Genomic DNA, 18,668 nt, shown 5'->3' with positions numbered 1-18,668 from the left:
GCTCCTCGCCCGCCCCTTCGTATAGCGCGTCGATCTCGACACCGGCAACGAGGCCTTGCCGCCAAATTTCCGGCCAAGCGTCTATGGGCTTGAGGTCGCCGCGCTCGTCGTACAGGTCAGCAAGGTCGGCTTCAGCTTCATCGGCTAGCGGCGACGATGACGAGCAGGGCCCGTGAGTGCCTCGGGCAAACGAACAGCTCTCAGCTAGCGATCGGGCTTTGCGCGCCCCTCAGAATGTCTTGCTTTCGGCAGAACAGGGCGCAACATCTGGCTTGCCATATTCACTGTCCGGACGGCGCCCGCTGGATTCATTGTACGTTACGTACAGAAGCGGCGCGTTACGAACCCAATTGACCCTTCAGGGCTGTCCCTAGAGAAAGGACATCAAATCACAGCGCTCCGCGGAGTCAGCTATGCTCCACCGCAGGCACGCGGTTAAGGAGGAGAGGATTTGATTTCGAATGAGATTCTGCCGATGATCAGCGAAACGCTCGCCGCCATGCGAACCCACCGTAACCGCATCCACCGCTATCGCCGTTTGCTTGAAACAGAGGTCGCGGGGCTTGACCGCCAGTATGTCGAAAGACGTCTGTCCGAGGAGCGATGTGCTCTCGACGCGCTAGTCTCGGCTATTTTTCCCTTGGTTTTCAAGTTCCCAAAGGCATCTACGCCTCCTAGGGAGATCGAAAGCAGTGGCGTACCAGAGCCCGGAGCCACTCAGGGTGAAGCCCGCTCTGCGTTAGAGGGTTCGCGGCGCGAGGCAAAATCAGGAGGCGCGTTCAAGAGAGCCTGCCGTGATCAAATTCAGCACAAAAATGGGAAAGTTCGCCGGATTTGTGCAGGCAGGACTGCGAAGATCAGCGGCTTCTTCCTATGACTAGTTAGATTTTCACTTTTGCATCGATCGCGCAGCTCGAATGCCGGCGAAGAAGCGCTGAATTCGAACGGGCAAACGCAGCGAGCGCTTATTCATCGCGCGCCCGAAAGGTCCGTAGCCTACGGACTCAGTCTGAAACTCTAGAAATTAGTGCGAAACATATCTCAAATGGGACTGTCCACTTTGACGCACGCAGCTATAAGTTGAGACATGGGACGATGGCGTTTTCAGCATTAGTTATGCGAACCATTTTTTGAACTGTTGCTATGCTTGAGGGTGACGAGAGAACGGGGGCAGGTCCGAAAGGAGCTTTGTTTTGCCCGAGTGAATTGCGCATCGCTCGTGGGGAACGGCCCAGTATGATTGGTACGCTTGATCTATTGGGCCGGCCTGCGATTTTGATCGATCAGAATGGCTTCGTGGCGGCTGTCAACGACAACGCGTCGAAGCTTTTCGATGACGATCTATCGGTGAAGGGACGGCGTCTGTTTGCAGCGGATGCTCAGTCACGACTGAGGCTGGACCGACTGATCACTCAGGTCCGCTTTTTGTCTGGCAAACCGGGCCGTAGCACCTTGCAAACAGTTGTCACCCGGAGTCAGCGCCGGCCGATTGTCATTGATGCCATCGTTCAGGACTGGGAAAGTGCAGGCGATCCCCTCCTCCCGGACATGGGCGCCCTTCTGATCCTGACTGATCTGAATGAAATACCTCGCGTCTCGCAGAGCTCTGTCATGGAGATCTTTGGATTGACTCCCGCGCAGGCTCGTCTCGCATCGCTGCTGGTGGAGGGAAAGTCGCTGGAAGAAATTGCATTTTATATGAACATTTCGTCGGGGACAGCGCGAAACCATCTGAAAGCTGTCTTTTTGCGAACCGGGACCAGGCGGCAAGCTGAGCTAGTCTCGCTATTGTCCCGGCTTCTATAACCCCGCCCATCCAAACTGGCCGGCCGGCTGCATTCTTCTCGCTGTGCAGGTCAACGTTTCCTGGTTTTCGATGACGGAAAGCTGACCAAGACTTAGCCAACAAGCCTACCTTGTCCATTGTGTGATGCCCGCGATACCTCGGCCTGGGCATTCGCTATGGCGGCGGTCAATTCCTCGCATTTCTGAGATTGTCTCAATGTTCCCCAAGCCGAAATCCGTCTTGTTGCCCAACACCTATGCCTTCGAATCCGAGCCGATGGTGAAGGCCACGGGTTTTCGCGAATACGACGCGCGCTGGTTGTTCCAGAAGGAAATCAACCTGATGGGGATCCAGGCGCTCGGCATGGGGCTGGGCGCGCTGATTGCGGAGCTCGGCGTCAAGCAGGAGATCGTCACCGGCCATGATTTCCGCGGCTATTCGGCCTCGATCAAATATGCGCTGATTTCCGGCCTGATGGCTGCGGGCTGCAAGGTGCACGACATCGGGCTCGCGGTGACGCCGATGGCCTATTTCGCGCAGTTCGACCTCGACGTGCCCTGCTGCGCCATGGTCACGGCCTCGCACAACGACAATGGCTGGACCGGCGTGAAGATGGGCGCCAACCGCCCGCTGACCTTCGTCCCCGACGAGATGACGCGGCTGAAGGAAATCGTGCTCAACGCCGAATTCAAGAACAAGGCCGGCGGCTCCTACCAGTTCCACGAGAACTATCCGGCGCGCTACATCGCCGACCTCACCAGCCGTCCGAAGCTGACCCGCAAGCTCAAGGTCGTCGCGGCCCGCGGCAATGGCACGGCCGGCGCGTTCGCGCCGCAGGTGCTGGAGGCGATCGGCTGCGAGGTGATCCCGCTCGACACCGAGCTCGACCACACCTTCCCGAAATACAATCCGAATCCGGAAGACATGGAGATGCTGCACGCGATCCGCGATGCGGTGCTGCATCACAAGGCCGATGTCGGTCTCGGCTTCGACGGTGACGGCGATCGCTGCGGCGTCGTCGACAACACCGGCGAGGAAATCTTCGCCGACAAGGTCGGCGTGATGCTCGCCCGCGACATGTCGGCGATCCACAAGGACGCGCAGTTCATCGTCGACGTGAAGTCGACCGGCCTGTTCGTCACCGATCCCGTGCTGCAGAAGCAGGGCGCCAAGGTCGCTTATTGGAAGACCGGCCATTCCTACATGAAGCGCCGCACCCACGAGACGGGTGCGCTCGCGGGCTTCGAGAAGTCCGGCCACTTCTTCTTCAACAAGCCGTATGGGCGCGGCTATGACGACAGCCTGGTGTCGGCGCTCGCGATCTGCGACATGCTCGACCGCGCGCCGGGCAAGTCGATGGCCGATTTGAAGAACGCGCTGCCGAAAACCTGGTCGTCGCCGACCATGTCGCCGCATTGCGCCGACGAGACCAAGTACGGCGTCATCGACCAGGTGGTGAAGCATTTTGAAGGCTTGCAGGCCAAGGGCGCCAGGATCGGCGGCCAGGCGATCCGCGATCTCGTCACCGTCAACGGCGGACGCGTCACGGTCGAGGACGGCAGCTGGGGCCTGGTGCGCGCGTCCTCGAACAAGCCCGAGCTCGTCGTCGTGGTCGAGAGCCCGGTCTCCGAGCAGCGCATGCACGACATGTTCGAGATGGTGAACAGCGTGCTGCGCACGCATGCCGCGGTTGGGGAATACAATCAGAGGATCCAAGGTGGCCTTGCTGGGCCGATCCGGCAGGCGAGGACCGATACCGAATTTGACTAATTAAGCTCGTCCAAGTTTCCGTAATCTATTTGGAGCAAGCCGTGACAACCAATCTTGTTTCTTCAGGCACGACCACGCTCAGTTCAAACTCCTCCAACAACTATCTCGTCTATGGTTCTGGCGCGCTTGTAATTGCTGCCAGCGTCATGCTTCCGGGACAATCCCTAGCGGGGATGACACCGCCCCAGTCGCTGTATCCAACCGTTCGCGCCAGAAGGGTGGAGCAGATGAGAGCGTTTCGGGCAAGATTCATCGAATAGCCGCGAAAAACGGCGTGCGTCCTTGGCATTAATCCCTCCTGGGCTCTTCGACCCGTAATCCGCGCGCCCCTCCTCTTCCAGGGGCCGTAGTACTGAAAGGCTAATCGCCATTTTTTGGTCTCAAGCGCCCTTTCACGCTGAAGTTGGGTAAGATTGAGTTACCCCGAAAATCGGTAGCAGAAAAGGAATTGCGGATTAGAAGAAAGGCAAGGCGGGCAGCTAGGCCTTAACTTGGATAGGTGGGAGGCTTTCATCCCGATGATTCAGTTATACTTCTAGTTCGCTCAGGCCGCCTGAACTGTCGTCAAAAACCTGTCGACTTCGATCCTCAGTTGCGCGCCGTTGGCGGACAGCATTTAGGCGGACAACCAAGCTGACCTGAAGCTCAGTCGGTTTCTGTTGCCCTGTCGCAAAATTACCTCGTGTAGGATCACACGCTCGGTCACAAAAACGGATTTTCCCCGTTCTACCCATTTCAATCGAAAAGACTGCTTCTCGGGTCGTTCGGGAGGCTTTTTCATGATCGGGTTGGGTTGGCGATTGGTTCACTGTCATTTGGAATCATAGCAGTTTACCCGAAACATGAAGTTAGAAGAGCTTGCGCTTCTCGTGCCTCCAGCGAGCCTAGGTACCGAGCAAATGGCGGCAGGGTCTTAACCGGCCCGGAGGGCGGATGTCTTTTGATGGCCCTTTCGAGGCCGAATTGGCGGGTTGAAGCAGCGCAAGCAAATGAAAGGCAAACTTGCCAAACTTTTTTGGCTCCAGCCTCGCCCATTTTTGCGCTTGCCAAATTGGAAGATCCAGAAGCAGCGCAAGCAAATGGCGTGCGCCATTCAAGACAAAAATTGGTCAATTGGTCACCGGCAACTTACCCTAGGGTTTCGACCGTGCCTGTGGAATTTCGAGACCTGCGCTGGGCGATCGTCGCGTCCAAGCACCGAAGCCTCCGCCAAGCGGCAGAGGCGCTCAGAATCAAGCAACCCACTCTTAGTCGCGGCCTGCGCAATCTCGAATACAGGTTGGGCGTCACTCTGTTTAAGCGTACCAATGGCGGCACACGACCTACCGTTGAAGGGCAGGAATTCCTCGAAGCTGCCCGGCGTTTCGTTGATGAGACGGAAGCAATCACGGTTCGTGGCAAGAACCGCTCGCGTGGTGAGAGCGGCCGATTGACCATCGGCATCCACACTTCCCTGTCAGCCGGCAATCTCCGGGCCACTCTCATCGAGCACCGGCACCGCTTCCCCGATGTCGACAGACAACTGGTTGACGGAGCGAGCGACCATCTGATTTCGGATCTCGCCAGCTCCGCGATTGACGTCGCCTTTGTGGCCGGCCTCAGTCCAAGGTGGAGCGACAGGTCATTGTTGCTCTGGAGCGAGCGTGTCGTTGCCGCCCTCCCCGCGAACCATCCGCTGACAGGTCGTGACGTAATTCACTGGGGCGAACTGAGGCACGAATCGCTTTTGATGTCGCAGCGAGGCCCGGGACCGGAATTCCTGAAGCTCCTTGACAGCAAATTGGGGTCTTCCGATCCTTGCCCGCTGGTTCGCCATGATGTGGTGCTCGACCGTCTTCTCTCCTTGGTCGGCGTGGACTGGGGCATTCTACTGGTATTGGAAAGTGCGACGGGCGCAGTCTATCCGGGTGTCACCTTCCGCGAGGTGCATGATGCCGAGGGGCCGACGCGGCTGAGCTTGCGCGCTTATTGGCGGCAGGACAACGCTAATCCATCGCTGCGTCCGTTGCTCGACCTGCTTCGGGAGCGCTATCCTGATATTTCCGCTGCCCCAGATGCGAGCTGAACAGCATTTCGTCGGGCCTTCGCAAAGGCGCGGTCGGTTGCGATAAAGCGCCCAACCATTGGCGATCAACTTGGCAGCCTTGGTCGGCGTCGTCGCGCCGCCGCTACGCGTCAGAATCGGCATAGCTTTGAGATCCCTGAAGACTGCAGCATCTGTTCGAGCATCGGCATCGGGGTGTCACGATCACCCCTGGGGGGCGGCATTTCCTGGACGAGGTGCGTCGCGGTGTCGAACATTCGCCGGTGCTTGCTGTGATCGCTCACAGTCCCGGCAGGCTGAACCTTGGCTGCCGCCGACTCGCGCCCCTAATCGCTGAACCTAGCGCTCGTCGACGGCCGAAGCACCCACGGGAAAGCGAACCAGACCCATGCGATGATCTGAAGGACAAGATTGAGGAAAAAGGCTATCTGGTACGCGATCTCCGGATAATGCCCCGCCTGAGGCGTCCAATGTTCAAGGACGACGCCAGTGGCATATTGCAGGACAAACGCTCCACCGATATGGAACACGTTCAGCGCAGCATTGGCCCGTCCGGCAAGCTCTTTCGGGAAATAACTAGCCAGGATCGCATAGCTAAGCACCGTAGCTGCGCCGACGGCGGCCACAGCGGCCCACAGGACGTATGATGACAACGGCCATCGCAGGATAATCGCGAATTGCACGGCAATGAACATAAGGCCGACGACCGCGAGGAGCGCCTCTGTTCCAATGCCATAGCGACGCAGCCGATCAGCCAGAACGCCTAGCAGGAGCGCACCCAGGCTGAGCGCGACGGTCATGACAAGCAAATGTTGCACCAAAGCAGCGCGATCAAGTCCCTCGACGTCAGTGAACCACTGCGCTGCCCAAAGTCCCTGCAGCGCCCAGGCGGTGCCGACGGAAGTCGCTGATAGCGGCGCCAGACGCCAGAAATGCGGATCGGTATAAATCTTCTTCAAGCTGGCCACGGCTGTTCCACGCAGGACCGGCGTTGCCGATGCACTCTCCGGCACCAAGAGATAGATCATCGAGATAGATCATCGCCGAACAGCCGGCCGTGAAGACAGCTAACAATGCGAAGAGCGTCCTCCACCCAACCCAAGCCAGCAACCACTGCGCCGGCGAGGTCGTGGTGACTGCTCCCAATGCACCGAGCATGACCATCAGGCCGTTGAGAAACGGAAGACGGTCCTTCGGAAACCAGAGAACGAGGGCTTTCAATCCGGCGGTCAGGCTCGCGGCGACGCCGAGACCGAGTAGCGCCCGGCCTAGAAGCAGCATGAGCAAATTGTCTGACGTAGCAAACAATGCGGCGCCGACCGCAGCAGCAACCAGCAGCACGCTCTGGATCAGCCGCGGACCATATCGATCCAGAAGGATGCCGACGGGTATCTGCGCTACCGCGAAGGTGAGAAAATAGACCGAAGTCAGCAAGCCAAGATCACCAGTGTCGAGCCCCAATTCCGATGTCAGGGGAGCGGCGATCAAAGCGTTGATTGTCCTGAAGAGGTACGAGAGGTAATAACCGACAGCAAAAGGTAGAAACACCCGCATGACAAGTGCGGAGACACCCATCACGTCTGCAACTGATCGTCGCGGCACGTAGGTGCGGCTTGGGCTAGGCGGCCGCGAATAAGGCGTGGTTTCAGCGCCGTTAGATCTCTCGCTGTAGCGGGATGTTGGTCCGGTCTGGAAAGGTTCGAATGCTGCCGCCCTCCCGCACGGCAGCATTCGGCTCTGACCCGCCATCAACCGTGTCGGACAGACGACGGTCTGGTTCTGAAGACCTGCAATTCGTGCGGCGATCCGCGCTTGCCGCAAGGTGGCTCGCCCAGCGGTTCTTATTCGTCACGAGGCGCCGGTTCATCGTCTCCCGGAGGAGGGATGTCCCCCGCTCAACACGACGTCCTACTTGCGCAGCGAACTCATCGAAGCGTTCTGAGCCCACCACAGTCGCCATATGCTGCTCTGCCGCCGATAACGAGGGCGTAACAGCCAAGTGAAAGCGCGCGTGAAGGGCGACGGCCTCATTCACCATCTTGAGATCGGCACCGAGACGCCCGATCTGATCGTTCAACTCAGTGAGGCGGCCTGCCACGATCGCGAAATGTTCAGCAGCGTTATCGGATTCGAGAAAGCTATCGAGCGCGGCTTCAATAAGTTCTGACTTTGTGACTCCCGTGCGTGTAGCCGCGGCGGTCAACCGCGTTGACATGGATTCGCTGAGATGAACGCCGGTCCGGGATTTCATGAGAGGACTCACTGTGAAGCGCCTGGAGTGTTGCAGTAACGGGCCACTGCCTTCGTGCGTGTATCGCACGTCATCTCAAGTTTCAGATCGGATTCAGCCTCAATTTCCGGATGCCCGCGGCGCCAGCTCCCACGCTCGACGGCGGCTAGAAAGCTGTCGAGCTGAGCATTGAATGCTGTCGGCTCTTCCAGATTGATGGTGTGGCCGGTGTTGGGACAGATCCAAAGACCGGCGTTGGGAAGCACTGCTTTCAGCATCAGGTTAGTCTCAAGGCAGGGCGCGTCTTCATCGCCCAGGGCCAGCAATACCGGTGTTCGCATCGTTGAGAACTGATCGGCCAGATCATGCAATGGCGGTCGCACCCCCTGACAGCGCGCCATCGTATTCGACATACCTAGCGGTGAGTGGTGACGCAGGCGTTCCTGGAACTCTTCCCAGCTCCGTGTGTCCTTGTATTTGAGTTGAATACGAGTCTGACCATGCGCCATTCTCCGGGCCATCGCGTCCATCCCGCGCTCGATGAAAGCCCGCGCGAGAATGGAGGTTTCTCTCGACCAGGCGTCCTGCTGGGAAGGAGCCGATCCGGATCCCACACCGGCCGCGACAATCGCGCTGGCTCTCTTCGGATAGCGTAATCCGAACTGCAAGGCGGCATATCCGCACATGCTCAATCCGACCAGGTGTGCGTGTTCGACAGCGAGGCCACGCATGACGGCGGCGATGTCGTTCACAGCGAGCTCCCAGCCATATAGCGTCGGATCGTCAGGAACGTCGCTGGGGGCATATCCGCGAGCGTTGAAAGTGATGCAGCGATAGGCACGAGAAAAGTAGCGAACCTGGGTTTTCCATCCGCGGCTATCTGAGCCGAACTCGTGCAGGAAAATGATCGGATGACCTTCCCCGGCTTCCTCAAAATAAAGCTTCACACCCGTGGCATCGATATATGGCATCTGACTTCCTGTTCACCTGAACGCGTCTACGTGAGCAAAATGCTGGTCTATGACCGGATTTGACTTGATGGGCTTTCGTCCCGGCCGTTTCTGCAAGGCAACGCTGAACGATCGTCCCCTTATCAATTTGTTGCCGCGCGTTTCACCTTTGAAAACCCCTTGTCTGTTGCCATGAATCTTTGGATCATCGGAGCGATGAGCTTGGCGGGATCGGGTGCCGGCTGTCCGCTCTCGCGCGCGATCGCCTCGGCATAGGCGAGGAGATTGCGATGGACGGCAGCCGGCAACTCGACGGCGATCTTCACCGGCTTATCGTCGAGGATGGTTCCGAGCTTCAGCTTGCTCATCGGCTTGCCTCCTGGCGGTAGGGAGCCAACACCAAATCCCGCGTAACGATGACCCGCACCGGGAAACCTGGCCGGATGGTCAGCGTCGGCTGGATGTTGAGCTGGCGCTGCACGATCTGCTGGCCGGTCTGGCTGATGCTGTTGGACGCGCCGCTACGGATCGCTTGAACGAGGTTGTTCTCATTCTGGCTCGTGCCCGCCTCGCCTCCGACGCTGAGCATGGTCGAGAGGACGGCAGCCTTGAACAGCATGCCCCAGTGGTTGTCGACCTCATCCTCGAGACCGGCATAACCACCGGTGTCGGCGCCGGGCTGGCGCTCTAGCACGATCGAGTTGCCATCCGGCATGATGATGCGGGTCCAGACCAGGAGGATGCGGGACTGGCCGAACGCGACGGAGCTATCGTACTGACCTATCAGTTTGGCACCCTGCGGGATCAGAAGATATTTGCCAGACGGACTGTCCCAGACCGCCTCGGTCACCTGTGCGGTGACTTGGCCGGGCAGATCGGAACGAATGCCCGTGATGAGCGCAGCCGGAATCACGGTGCCCGCCTGCACGACGTAAGGTGAGGCCTTGGCTTCGAGCCGTTCCGGACTGACCGTGCGCTTGTCTGTCGGAGCAGTGAGGAAGGCCGTCTTGCGGTCCTGCATGTTCTGGGCAGATCCGGCATCGACGGGCGGTGTCGCGGCCGGAGTGGCCGTGGCGCCAGCGGAGGCATTCGGGATGAGTTGGCCGACGCTCTGCGGTTGCTGAGCAGTTTGGGCAAAGAGGCGGCTGACCCGCGCCGCCTCGATTTCCTGGCCCCTGCGCTGCGTCTCGGGATCTGACGTCGCCGCCATCGTGTTCGGTGCAGCGCCGGTGTTGAGGATCGGCTTGCCGAGATCGCCGGGCAGCGGCGGCCCGAGCGGCGGTGCTTGACGCGGCAGGCCGGTATAGTCTTTCGGCAACCCGGCCAGACCCTCGGCCGAAGGCCGGTTCTGGGTGCTGAGCAGTTCTTGGCCGCTCTGCGCCTTGTTGCCGGTCTGGAGCGCGTAGCCGAGCGCGCCCGCGACCGCGAGGGCAGACAGCGCGCCGAGGCCGACAAGGACCTTGCGCGAGAGCCGTGTGACACGGGGCCGCTCGCCTCGGAGCCGCAGGTCCGGCGGCGCGACGGGCGGAATGTCGCCCTGACGTTCGTCTTCGCTGTCTATCGCCATGCGCGCGGCCTTCCGTCGGTGCGGACGATGCGCACGCGCCGCTCACTATCCTTGTCGCCAAGACGCAATTCGGCGGCGGCGAACAAGCGGTCGACGATGTAGTAGTTACGGTTTGCTCGGTAGTTCACCAGTTCGGAGCCGCCGGCTGGACCTATCACGAACAGCGGCGGCATTTCACCCTGGGCGATACCGCTTGGGAACTCGATGTAGACCTTGTTGCCGTCATCAAAGGCGCGCAGCGGACGCCAGGCCGGGTCGTCGCCCTCAATAGAGTAGCGGAAGTTGATCGAGGCGAGATCGACGCCAGCCGCAATTGGCGCCGCAGTTTCAGCGGCCGCATTCTGCCGCCGAAGCGCAATCAGCTGGTCCTCGGGATACTGCCAGGAGACCGAGGCCATATAGGTCTTTTCCGTCGAGCACAGCTCGAGGAGATAGGTCCGCCGATCGGTGTTGATCACGAGATTGGTGACCAAATCCGGCCGCGTCGGCTTGACGAGGATATGAATCTTCTTGGTCGCGCCCGCGCCGCTCTCGGTATCGCCGATGATCCAGCGCACAGTGTCACCGGCGGCAACCGGACCGGAGCCGACGAGTTGCTCACCCTCCTGGAGGGCGACATCTGTGATCTGGCCGGGCGCCGTGTAGACCTGGTAGAGGGCTCCGCCGGAGAACGGATAGACCTGTACTGCGTTGATGAAACCATTGCGGACCGGCTGCACCCGTGCCGCGGCGTTGGCCTGTTTGACGCGAACCTTTGGATCGGCGGCTTCCGGGACGCGTTTGCCGGCGGCGAGCGGCTTCAACTGCCCGGGCAGTGGCAGCGGCTGGGGCAACTCCACGATTTTGACGGGCGGCGCCGGGTCGACGGTGAGCGTCGCAGGCTCCGCAGTGTCGTAGCTGATGTCGGGTGGGATGAAATTGTGCGCGCAGCCGCCAAGGGCTGAGACGGATATCAGCAAAGCCGTCAAAGCGGATTTACGGAAAGACGTATCGCCGTCCTTCCGGTTTTGATGAACGATGGAAAAACGCGAAGCCGGACCGCCGGCTTTTGCGAAAATCGGCGGGGTCATTGTCCCAGCTCCTTTGACCAGTTGATGGCGTTGACGTAGATGCCGAGTGGATTCTTGCGCAGCCGATCGGCGTCGGTGGGCGGCTGAATCGCGATGGTGAGGATCGCGGTCCAACGCGTGGTGCCGGCGAGCGCCCCGTCCTGAAAGCGGTGCTCAACCCAGGCCACGCGAAAACTGTCGGGCGAGGCGCGGATGACGCTGGAGACGTCGATCGCGACCTGCTGCTTGCCGAGATTGGCGAAGGGGTCGTTGGCGCGGGCGTAGTCGTTCAGCGCCGCCGCGCCCGCCGTGGTTGTGAAATCATAGGCCTGCAGCCAGTTGTGCCGCACGATGATCGGGTCGGCCGGAAGCGAGCGAACGATCTGAATGAAGTGGGCGAGATACCAGGCGATCTGTGGGTCGTTCGGCCTGTAGTCGGCGGTAGCGGGCGCCATGACTTGCGCTTCGCCGAGCTTGTCGACCTGCACCACCCAGGGAACGACAGTGCCGTGCGTGGATTGCCAGACGAGTCCACCGGCAAGGCCGCAGGACAGCATCAGCGAACCGAAGGCCATCAGCCGCCAGTTCCTGGCCTGCACCCGGGCGGATCCAATGCGCTCATCCCAAACTTGCGCTGCGCGCTGGTAGGGGGTTTCTGGTTCGGGCGTGCGGCCGTAACGAACCGACGATCGCCGGAAGACTGACATTCGTTATTCTCCTCCCGAGAGGTCGACGGAGTGGCCGCCGCCATGGCTGTCGCCGGATTTGAGGGCTTGCGCGGTGGTCTGAGCGCCGTGAATGACGGTCTGATTGCGCTTGACGCGTTGGGCCCAGGCGGGCGGACCGCTCTCGCTCGGCACTTGAGATGCGGCTCCATCGTTTGCGGCCGCGCCGCTCCGAATGGTCCCCATCGTCGAGGAGCCACCCGTGTTGGCGACGCCGGCACGGGCGCCAGAAGTGAAGCTCTCCGTCATTGTCCCTGCCGCTTGCGCAGCGGCGCGTCTGACGGGAGCTGCCGCGTGACTAGCCGCCGCACGGCCTGCACCGCCGAGACCGGACGCGACGCCGCCGGCGCCGGACCGACCGGCTGATGCGAGGCTGTAGGCGGAGGACATGCCGCCCGCCATCGCCGCACCGCCGCGCGCGGCAGCCGCAGCACCAGAGCTGGCTGCCATCGCTCCCCTTCCGGCCAAACCGAGCGCCGCGCCGCCGACCATCGCTGTACCGGCAACAGCCAGACCCGTGCCGACGGTAGCGCCCGCACCAAGCTGCGGCGCGCCGGAAACAAGCCCGGTCGCGATGCCGGGCCCGAAGATGCCGAGGCCCAGCATAGCGAGCGCCGCGAGCACGACAGAGAGCGCCTGCTCGATCGTCGGCTGGCCGCCGGCATAGGCGGTGGTGAACTGCGAAAAGAGCCCGGTGCCGATGCCGACGATGACGGCGAGCACCATGACCTTCACGCCGGAGGCAACGACATTGCCCAGCACCTTCTCCGCGAGAAAGGCGGTCTTGTTGAAGAGCGCGAACGGAATGAGGATGAAGCCGGCGAGCGTCGTCAGCTTGAACTCGATCAGCGTGACGAAGAGCTGCACCGCCAGAATGAAGAAGGCGATCAGCACCAGCAGCCAGGACACCATCAGCACGGCAATTTGTACAAAGTTGGAAAAGAAGCTGGTGAAGCCCATCATTTGGCTTGCGGAGTCGAGCAACGGCTGCCCGGCGTCGAGGCCGACCTGCGCAAGCCGGCCGGGCCGCAGGAAGTCCGCCGTCGAGATCGACGAGCCGCCGGCCTTCAGGCCGAGGCCTGCGAAGCTGTTGAAGATGATGCCTGAGAGCTTGGTGAAGTTAGTGATGATGAAGGCAAAGAAGCCGATGTAGAGGGTCTTCTTCACCAGTCGCTGGAGAATGTCTTCGTCTGCGCCCCAAGCCCAGAACAGGCCCGCGAGCGTGATGTCGATGACGATCAACGTCGACGACAAATACGTGACCTCGCCCTTGATCAGGCCGAAACCCGAATCAATGTAGGTCGTGAAAGTATTGAGAAAGGTGTCGATGACGCCGACGTTGTTCACGGCTTCTCTCCCTTTGGAACAGCCGTCATCGGCTGAGTGGCCGGCGCGGCTTGCGGCAGACGTGGCCGCGCCGGCCTGCCGAAGAAGCGCGCGCGGTTCTCCTTCCAAACCGCCTGGCAGTGCGGATCTTCGGCATCCTGGGGTCCAAGCTCGGCGCAGCGGAGCAGCTCGGCCGAGAGGTCATCGGGAGCGGAGACAGAGGGGGCGTCGGATACCGGCCGCTCGGCTGGACGCCGATGGATGACGTGCAGCGCGGCGAGGAAAATCACGAACACGACGATCATCGCGCCTGCGCGAAAGATATCCGAGCGCTCCATGATCGGTGCCTCAGTTGCCGCTGAACATGGTGACGTTGCCCGGCTGATAGCCGCTGCGTGTCGAGAAGATTTTGTATTGCTGCTGGCCCTGCGACTCGGTCGCCGTTACGCGCGCCTGCTCCAGCGCATCCGCCCGTCCCTTCGCGGCGAGCACCGCGACGAGATCGGATAGCTGCTGGGATTGCAGCGCGAGGAGTTGGTTGCCGGCTTGAGCGGCTTGCAAAGCGCCACTTGCCGACTGACTGGCGGTAACCAGCGTACTCATTGCGCTGGAGTTGGTCGAGATATTGCCGACGACGCCGGCCTGCACCTTCAGCGAGTCTTCGAAAGCGCCCACCGAGTTCTGCCAACGACTTTGAGCCGCGGCAAACATTGTTGCATTGGAGCCCGTCGCCGCCGCCGTGCCGTAGGTGCTGGAATACATCGTCTGGACGCGCTCGACGTTGAAGGCGATGTTCTGGGCCTGGCTCAGCAGTGACTGGGTCTTGGCAATCGATGACTGAAGCTGGGTCAGCGTCGACAACGGCAGGTTGGCGAGGTTCTTTCCCTGATTCACCAGGCTTTGGGCCTGATTGGTCAGCATCTGGATCTGATTGTTGATCTGCTGCAGCTCGCGCGCCGCGGTCAGCACGTTCTGGCTGAAGTTGGTGGGGTCGTAGACGATCCACTGCGCAAGGACCGAGGTCGTCGAAAGCGGCGAGATCGAAAAGGCGAGCGAGAGAGCCGTCGCAGCGGCCAAGCCAGCGCGCCGCACTTCGAGAGCGGTCATGATTGCACCTCCAGGTTTGTCAGGTCAGGGATGAGATCGGCGGCCCACAGCAGTTCGTGATCGGCGAGCCAGGCGGCCGTGAAGTCGTCACGGCCGTGCTCGGCAAGCAGCCGTTCGATTGCGGCATGGTCGGTCTTGGAGGAGGCGGCGCAGAAGGCGAGCGCAACTGGCCCAAGGCCGAGCTCGAACAGCCGATTGCCGCGACGAGACTGGCAATAGTAGTCGCGCTTCGGCGTCGCCCGCGCGATGATCTCGATCTGGCGGTCGTTCAAGCCGAACCGCTGGTAGATGGCGGTGATCTGCGGTTCGATCGCGCGCTCGTTCGGCAGGAATATCCGCGTCGGGCAGCTCTCGACGATCGCTGGCGCGATGTTGCTGCCATCGATGTCGGAAAGCGATTGAGTGGCGAAGACGACGGAAGCGTTCTTCTTCCGCAGGGTCTTCAACCATTCCCTGAGCTGTTGCGCGAAGGCTGGATCGTCGAGGACGAGCCACCCCTCGTCGATGATGAGGAGGGTCGGCCGGCCGTCGAGCCGGCCCTCGATGCGATGGAAGAGGTAGGTGAGGACGGCAGGCGCCGCGCCTGCGCCGATCAAGCCCTCGGTCTCGAACGCCTGCACCGACGCAAAGCCGAGCTGCTCGGCCTCCGCGTCGAGCAAACGGCCGGAGGAGCCGCCGACGCAATAAGGTTGCAGCGCCTGCTTGAGTGCGGTCGATTGCAACAGAACCGTCAAACCGGTGATCGTGCGTTCCTCGGCCGGTGAGGACGCCAGTGACGTCAATGCCGACCAGACGTGCTCCTTCACGGTCGGATCGATGGTGACGCCCTCCTTGGCGAGGATTGCCGTCACCCATTCGGCCGCCCAGGCGCGCTCGGCCGCATCGCCGATACGTGCGAGGGGTTGAAGGGAGACTGAATCTTCGGCGCTGTTGGACAGACTTCCGCCGAGGTCGTGCCAGTCGCCGCCCATGGCAAGGGCCGCCGTGCGGATCGAGCCACCAAAATCGAAGGCGAAGATCTGGCTTTTCCGGTAGCGCCGGAACTGGATCGCCATCAGCGCCAGCAGCACGGATTTGCCGGCGCCGGTCGGGCCGACGATCAGGGTGTGGCCGACGTCGCCGACATGCAGCGAAAACCGGAACGGCGTCGAGCCTTCGGTCTTACCGAAGAAGAGCGGGGAGCTGCGGAAATGCTCATCCCGATCTGACCCGGCCCAGACCGCTGAAAGCGGAATCAGGTGAGCGAGGTTCAGTGTCGAGAGCGGCGGTTGGCGAACGTTGGCGTAGGCGTGACCCGGCAGAGAGCCGAGCCAGGCTTCGAGCGCGTTCACCCCTTCCGGCATGCAGGTGAAGTCGCGCCCCTGGATCACCTTCTCGACGAGGCGAAGCTTCTCAGTGGCGAGACCGGGGTCCTCGTCCCAGACGGTGACGGTCGCGGTGATGTAGGCTTGACCGACGTCGTCGGTGCCCAGTTCCTGCAAGGCGAGATCGGCGTCAGTGGCCTTATTCGCCGCATCGCTATCGACCAGTGTCGAGGCCTCGTTGGTCATCACCTCCTTGACGATGGCTGCAATCGACTTGCGCTTGGCGAACCACTGCCGGCGGATCTTGGTCAAGAGTTTCACCGCCTCGGTCTTGTCGAGGAGGATCGCGCGGGTCGACCAGCGGTAAGGAAAGGCAAGCCGGTTCAGCTCGTCGAGGATTCCGGGATAGGTCGCGGTCGGAAAGCCGACCACCGTGAGTGTACGAAGATGATGGTTGCCGAGCCGCGGCTCGAGGCCACCGGCAAGCGGTTCGTCCGCGAGCAGCGCGTCGAGATGCATCGGCGTCTCGGGGACGCGCACGCGCTGTTGCCGGGTCGAGATCGTCGAATGCAGGTAGGTCAGCGTCTCGCCATCATCGAGCCACGCCACCTCAGGCATGAACCCTTCGACAAGTTGCAGGACGCGGTTGGTCCGATCAACAAAACCACGCAGCAGCTCGTGGGGATCGACGCCGCTCTGCGCGCGGCCCTCATAGAGCCAGCCTTCGATCCGCGAGGCGTCCTCAGCCGGCGGGAGCCAGACGAAGGTCAGGAAATAGCGGCTCTCGAAATGCGCGCCCGCCTCCTCGAAAGCGTCCCGCCGCTCCAAATCGACCAGCGCTGATGCGGCGTCAGGAAAAGTATTGTGCGGATAAGTCTGGGCGGCGATGCGCTGGGCCTCGACGAAGATCGCCCAACCTGAGCCGAGACGGCGGAGCGCGTTGTTGAGTCGGGCCGTTACGCCGACCAGTTCGGCAGGCGTCGCGCTGTCGAGATCCGGCCCGCGGAAGCGCGCCGTGCGCTGGAACGCGCCGTCCTTGTTGAGGACGACGCCCTTCTCGACCAAAGCGGCCCAGGGCAGGAAGTCGGCAAGACTGTGGGGCCGGTTGCGGTATTCGGCGAGGTTCAGCATGGAAGTCTCACACGCCGAGGTAAGAAGGATAGCGGAGGTGGCGTCGAACGACGTCCACGAACTGCGGGTCGCGCTTGGCCGCCCAGACCGCCGCGGCATGGCCCACGGCCCAAATCAGCGCGCCGGGGATCCAGAGGTGGAGGCCGAGCGCTATTGCCGCGGCCAACGTGCCGTTGGCGATCGCAACCGTGCGGGGCGCGCCGCCCATCAGGATTGCCTCGGTGAGCGCGCGATGAACCGGCGCGAAGAAGCCCGGCACGTCTAGATCGATGATGCCGGCCATCACACCAGCGCTCCGCCGGAGAAGCTGAAGAAGGTCAGGAAGAAGCTCGACGCGGCGAAGGCGATCGACAGACCGAAGACAATCTGGATCAGCCGGCGGAAGCCACCGGAACTATCGCCGAACGCAAGCGTCAGGCCGGTCACGGTGATGATGATGACCGACATGATCTTCGCGACCGGCCCTTGCACCGACTCCAGGATCTGATTGAGCGGCGTCTCCCACGGCATCGACGAGCCGGAGGCGTAGGCCGCGGGCGCGATTGCAATGGAGATGACGGCAATTGCGGCGAGGCCCGTGAAGCGGAGTCGCACGCGACGGATCGCGGGAGGAAACTGGATCATGAGGGGTCTCCGGGAAGTGAGGATGGGCCGCCCGCCGCGGCAGAGTTGACGCGGTAGTCGCCGGTGGCGGGATCGAGGCCGGCGACGAGAGCAAGTTCAGCGAGGCGGCGTTCGCTGCCGCGGCCGCGCAGAACCGCGACGAGATCGATGGTCTCGGCGATCAGCGCCTTGGGAACAGTGAGGACGGCTTCCTGGATGAGCTGCTCGAGGCGGCGAAGCGCGCCCAGAGCCGTGCCGGCGTGAATCGTTCCGATCCCACCGGGGTGGCCCGTGCCCCAGGCTTTGAGGAGCTCCAGGGCTTCGCTGCCCCGTACCTCGCCGATCGGAATCCGGTCGGGGCGTAGGCGGAGGGAAGACCGAACCAGATCCGACAGGGACGCCACGCCGTCCTTGGTGCGCAGCGCGACCAGATTCGGCGCGCGGCACTGCAGTTCACGCGTGTCCTCGATCAGGACCACGCGATCGGTGGTGCCGGCGATCTCCGCCAGCAGCGCGTTTGTCAGGGTGGTCTTGCCGGTCGACGTGCCGCCGGCGACCAGGATGTTCTTGCGGGCCGCGACGGCTTCGCGGAGCATGCCCGCCTGCCCGGCCGTCATGATGCCGGCCGCCGCGTAGTCATCCAGGGTGAAAACAGCCACCGCAGGCTTGCGGATCGCAAAGGCCGGCGCCGCAACGACAGGCGGGAGAAGCCCCTCGAACCTCTCCCCCGTCTCGGGAAGCTCGGCCGAGACGCGGGGCTTTTCGGCATGCACCTCAGCGCCGACATGGTGCGCGACCAGGCGCACGATCCGCTCGCCGTCGGCGGCGGACATCGTTCGTCCGCTATCCTCCAGCCCGCCGGACAGCCGGTCGACCCAGAGCCGACCATCGGGGTTGAGCATCACCTCGACGATCGAGGGGTCTTCCAGGAAGGTGGCGATCGCGGGACCAAGCGCGGTGCGCAGCATGCGCGCGCCACGCGAGAAGGCTTCCGAATGGAGTGAAGTGCCCGCCACGATCGTCCCCCGTCGAGTACCAATCGCGGCAAGCGATCAGCAACGGGGATGGATAGAAAA

The 18,668-nt window shown here is 61.9% G+C and carries 20 protein-coding genes and 1 pseudogene; 5 read left to right on the top strand and 16 right to left on the bottom strand.

The genetic code is table 11. The features are described 5' to 3' along the window. The first annotated feature begins 451 nt into the window (after nucleotides 1-451). The 5 genes from XI02_RS04490 to XI02_RS04470 all read left to right on the top strand — a co-directional run bounded on the left by XI02_RS04490 (nucleotide 452) and on the right by XI02_RS04470 (nucleotide 5,621). Nucleotides 452-877 (top strand): hypothetical protein, encoded by a 426-nt coding sequence (locus tag XI02_RS04490; protein ID WP_223153798.1) that lies wholly within the window; start codon nucleotides 452-454, stop codon nucleotides 875-877. Nucleotides 878-1,236: 359 nt separating this feature from the next. Beyond that, nucleotides 1,237-1,806 carry a helix-turn-helix transcriptional regulator gene (locus XI02_RS04485; RefSeq protein WP_016848068.1) on the top strand — a complete coding sequence of 190 codons (570 nt, stop codon included), beginning with the start codon at nucleotides 1,237-1,239 and terminating at the stop codon, nucleotides 1,804-1,806. Nucleotides 1,807-2,002: 196 nt separating this feature from the next. Continuing rightward, on the top strand, nucleotides 2,003-3,556 hold the full coding sequence (locus XI02_RS04480; protein WP_168859024.1) for a phosphomannomutase/phosphoglucomutase: 1,554 nt from the start codon (nucleotides 2,003-2,005) through the stop codon (nucleotides 3,554-3,556). Between the two features lie 41 nt (nucleotides 3,557-3,597). After that, nucleotides 3,598-3,816 (top strand): hypothetical protein, encoded by a 219-nt coding sequence (locus XI02_RS04475; protein WP_125459388.1) that lies wholly within the window; start codon nucleotides 3,598-3,600, stop codon nucleotides 3,814-3,816. A 683-nt stretch (nucleotides 3,817-4,499) separates the two neighbouring features. Beyond that, on the top strand, nucleotides 4,500-5,621 hold the full coding sequence (locus tag XI02_RS04470; RefSeq protein WP_011090981.1) for a LysR substrate-binding domain-containing protein: 1,122 nt from the start codon (nucleotides 4,500-4,502) through the stop codon (nucleotides 5,619-5,621). Here the strand turns inward: XI02_RS04470 and XI02_RS46140 are convergent. From XI02_RS46140 to trbB, 16 genes and pseudogenes are all read right to left on the bottom strand, one after another. Next, on the bottom strand, nucleotides 5,585-5,680 hold the full coding sequence (locus tag XI02_RS46140; RefSeq protein WP_301309069.1) for a hypothetical protein: 96 nt from the start codon (nucleotides 5,678-5,680) through the stop codon (nucleotides 5,585-5,587). The genes XI02_RS04470 and XI02_RS46140 overlap by 37 nt on opposite strands. Nucleotides 5,681-5,926: 246 nt before the next feature. Next, entirely contained in the window at nucleotides 5,927-6,628 is a 702-nt protein-coding gene (locus XI02_RS45065) for an MFS transporter (RefSeq protein ID WP_011090982.1), read from the bottom strand. A gap of 61 nt (nucleotides 6,629-6,689) precedes the next feature. Then, nucleotides 6,690-7,154: pseudogene (locus XI02_RS46220) on the bottom strand (MFS transporter); the annotation flags it as partial. A gap of 100 nt (nucleotides 7,155-7,254) precedes the next feature. Beyond that, nucleotides 7,255-7,851, bottom strand: coding sequence for a ribbon-helix-helix domain-containing protein (locus XI02_RS04455; RefSeq protein WP_161170741.1), 597 nt, complete (start codon nucleotides 7,849-7,851; stop codon nucleotides 7,255-7,257). Nucleotides 7,852-7,859: 8 nt separating this feature from the next. After that, nucleotides 7,860-8,801, bottom strand: coding sequence for an alpha/beta fold hydrolase (locus XI02_RS04450; RefSeq protein WP_011090985.1), 942 nt, complete (start codon nucleotides 8,799-8,801; stop codon nucleotides 7,860-7,862). A 122-nt stretch (nucleotides 8,802-8,923) separates the two neighbouring features. Beyond that, a complete protein-coding gene (locus XI02_RS04445; RefSeq protein ID WP_011090986.1) occupies nucleotides 8,924-9,148 on the bottom strand; it encodes a DUF2274 domain-containing protein in 225 nt (74 codons plus the stop codon). Continuing rightward, nucleotides 9,145-10,347 (bottom strand): TrbI/VirB10 family protein, encoded by a 1,203-nt coding sequence (locus XI02_RS04440; RefSeq protein WP_011090987.1) that lies wholly within the window; start codon nucleotides 10,345-10,347, stop codon nucleotides 9,145-9,147. The genes XI02_RS04445 and XI02_RS04440 overlap by 4 nt, the downstream gene beginning before the upstream one ends. Beyond that, nucleotides 10,338-11,417, bottom strand: coding sequence for a P-type conjugative transfer protein TrbG (trbG, locus tag XI02_RS04435; protein WP_011090988.1), 1,080 nt, complete (start codon nucleotides 11,415-11,417; stop codon nucleotides 10,338-10,340). Before trbG ends, XI02_RS04440 begins: the two co-directional genes overlap by 10 nt. Continuing rightward, nucleotides 11,414-12,103, bottom strand: a complete 690-nt coding sequence (gene trbF / locus XI02_RS04430; protein ID WP_011090989.1) for a conjugal transfer protein TrbF — start codon at nucleotides 12,101-12,103, stop codon at nucleotides 11,414-11,416. Before trbF ends, trbG begins: the two co-directional genes overlap by 4 nt. Before the next feature lie 3 nt (nucleotides 12,104-12,106). Then, nucleotides 12,107-13,468, bottom strand: a complete 1,362-nt coding sequence (gene trbL, locus XI02_RS04425; protein ID WP_011090990.1) for a P-type conjugative transfer protein TrbL — start codon at nucleotides 13,466-13,468, stop codon at nucleotides 12,107-12,109. Next, on the bottom strand, nucleotides 13,465-13,752 hold the full coding sequence (gene trbK-alt, locus XI02_RS04420) for a putative entry exclusion protein TrbK-alt (RefSeq protein ID WP_231088586.1): 288 nt from the start codon (nucleotides 13,750-13,752) through the stop codon (nucleotides 13,465-13,467). Before trbK-alt ends, trbL begins: the two co-directional genes overlap by 4 nt. Before the next feature lie 43 nt (nucleotides 13,753-13,795). Beyond that, complete coding sequence (gene trbJ, locus XI02_RS04415) at nucleotides 13,796-14,554, bottom strand: P-type conjugative transfer protein TrbJ (RefSeq protein WP_011090992.1); 759 nt, start codon at nucleotides 14,552-14,554, stop codon at nucleotides 13,796-13,798. After that, nucleotides 14,551-16,989 carry a conjugal transfer protein TrbE gene (gene trbE / locus XI02_RS04410; RefSeq protein ID WP_011090993.1) on the bottom strand — a complete coding sequence of 813 codons (2,439 nt, stop codon included), beginning with the start codon at nucleotides 16,987-16,989 and terminating at the stop codon, nucleotides 14,551-14,553. The genes trbJ and trbE overlap by 4 nt, the downstream gene beginning before the upstream one ends. 7 nt (nucleotides 16,990-16,996) lie before the next feature. After that, on the bottom strand, nucleotides 16,997-17,272 hold the full coding sequence (locus XI02_RS04405) for a VirB3 family type IV secretion system protein (protein WP_026312513.1): 276 nt from the start codon (nucleotides 17,270-17,272) through the stop codon (nucleotides 16,997-16,999). After that, nucleotides 17,272-17,613, bottom strand: coding sequence for a TrbC/VirB2 family protein (locus tag XI02_RS04400; RefSeq protein ID WP_011090995.1), 342 nt, complete (start codon nucleotides 17,611-17,613; stop codon nucleotides 17,272-17,274). The genes XI02_RS04405 and XI02_RS04400 overlap by 1 nt, the downstream gene beginning before the upstream one ends. Next, nucleotides 17,610-18,608 carry a P-type conjugative transfer ATPase TrbB gene (gene trbB, locus XI02_RS04395; protein ID WP_011090996.1) on the bottom strand — a complete coding sequence of 333 codons (999 nt, stop codon included), beginning with the start codon at nucleotides 18,606-18,608 and terminating at the stop codon, nucleotides 17,610-17,612. The genes XI02_RS04400 and trbB overlap by 4 nt, the downstream gene beginning before the upstream one ends. Nucleotides 18,609-18,668 lie beyond the last annotated feature (60 nt).

The organism is Bradyrhizobium sp. CCBAU 21365, assembly GCF_015291305.1.
Lineage (GTDB): Bacteria > Pseudomonadota > Alphaproteobacteria > Rhizobiales > Xanthobacteraceae > Bradyrhizobium > Bradyrhizobium elkanii.
The sequence above is the reverse complement of the archived record's forward strand: the minus strand, read 5'-3'. Positions and strand labels throughout refer to the sequence as shown.

Bases quoted from the DNA above. Each gene is read 5' to 3' on its own strand.
- XI02_RS04485 (WP_016848068.1), top strand. From the start codon at position 1,237: ATGATTGGTACGCTTGATCTATTGGGCCGGCCTGCGATTTTGATCGAT.
- XI02_RS04480 (WP_168859024.1), top strand. From the start codon at position 2,003: ATGTTCCCCAAGCCGAAATCCGTCTTGTTGCCCAACACCTATGCCTTC.
- XI02_RS04470 (WP_011090981.1), top strand. From the start codon at position 4,500: ATGGCCCTTTCGAGGCCGAATTGGCGGGTTGAAGCAGCGCAAGCAAAT.
- XI02_RS46140 (WP_301309069.1), bottom strand. From the start codon at position 5,680: ATGGTTGGGCGCTTTATCGCAACCGACCGCGCCTTTGCGAAGGCCCGA.
- XI02_RS45065 (WP_011090982.1), bottom strand. From the start codon at position 6,628: ATGATCTATCTCTTGGTGCCGGAGAGTGCATCGGCAACGCCGGTCCTG.
- XI02_RS04455 (WP_161170741.1), bottom strand. From the start codon at position 7,851: ATGAAATCCCGGACCGGCGTTCATCTCAGCGAATCCATGTCAACGCGG.
- XI02_RS04450 (WP_011090985.1), bottom strand. From the start codon at position 8,801: ATGCCATATATCGATGCCACGGGTGTGAAGCTTTATTTTGAGGAAGCC.
- XI02_RS04445 (WP_011090986.1), bottom strand. From the start codon at position 9,148: ATGAGCAAGCTGAAGCTCGGAACCATCCTCGACGATAAGCCGGTGAAG.
- XI02_RS04440 (WP_011090987.1), bottom strand. From the start codon at position 10,347: ATGGCGATAGACAGCGAAGACGAACGTCAGGGCGACATTCCGCCCGTC.
- trbG (WP_011090988.1), bottom strand. From the start codon at position 11,417: ATGACCCCGCCGATTTTCGCAAAAGCCGGCGGTCCGGCTTCGCGTTTT.
- trbF (WP_011090989.1), bottom strand. From the start codon at position 12,103: ATGTCAGTCTTCCGGCGATCGTCGGTTCGTTACGGCCGCACGCCCGAA.
- trbK-alt (WP_231088586.1), bottom strand. From the start codon at position 13,752: ATGATCGTCGTGTTCGTGATTTTCCTCGCCGCGCTGCACGTCATCCAT.
- trbJ (WP_011090992.1), bottom strand. From the start codon at position 14,554: ATGACCGCTCTCGAAGTGCGGCGCGCTGGCTTGGCCGCTGCGACGGCT.
- trbE (WP_011090993.1), bottom strand. From the start codon at position 16,989: ATGCTGAACCTCGCCGAATACCGCAACCGGCCCCACAGTCTTGCCGAC.
- XI02_RS04405 (WP_026312513.1), bottom strand. From the start codon at position 17,272: ATGGCCGGCATCATCGATCTAGACGTGCCGGGCTTCTTCGCGCCGGTT.
- XI02_RS04400 (WP_011090995.1), bottom strand. From the start codon at position 17,613: ATGATCCAGTTTCCTCCCGCGATCCGTCGCGTGCGACTCCGCTTCACG.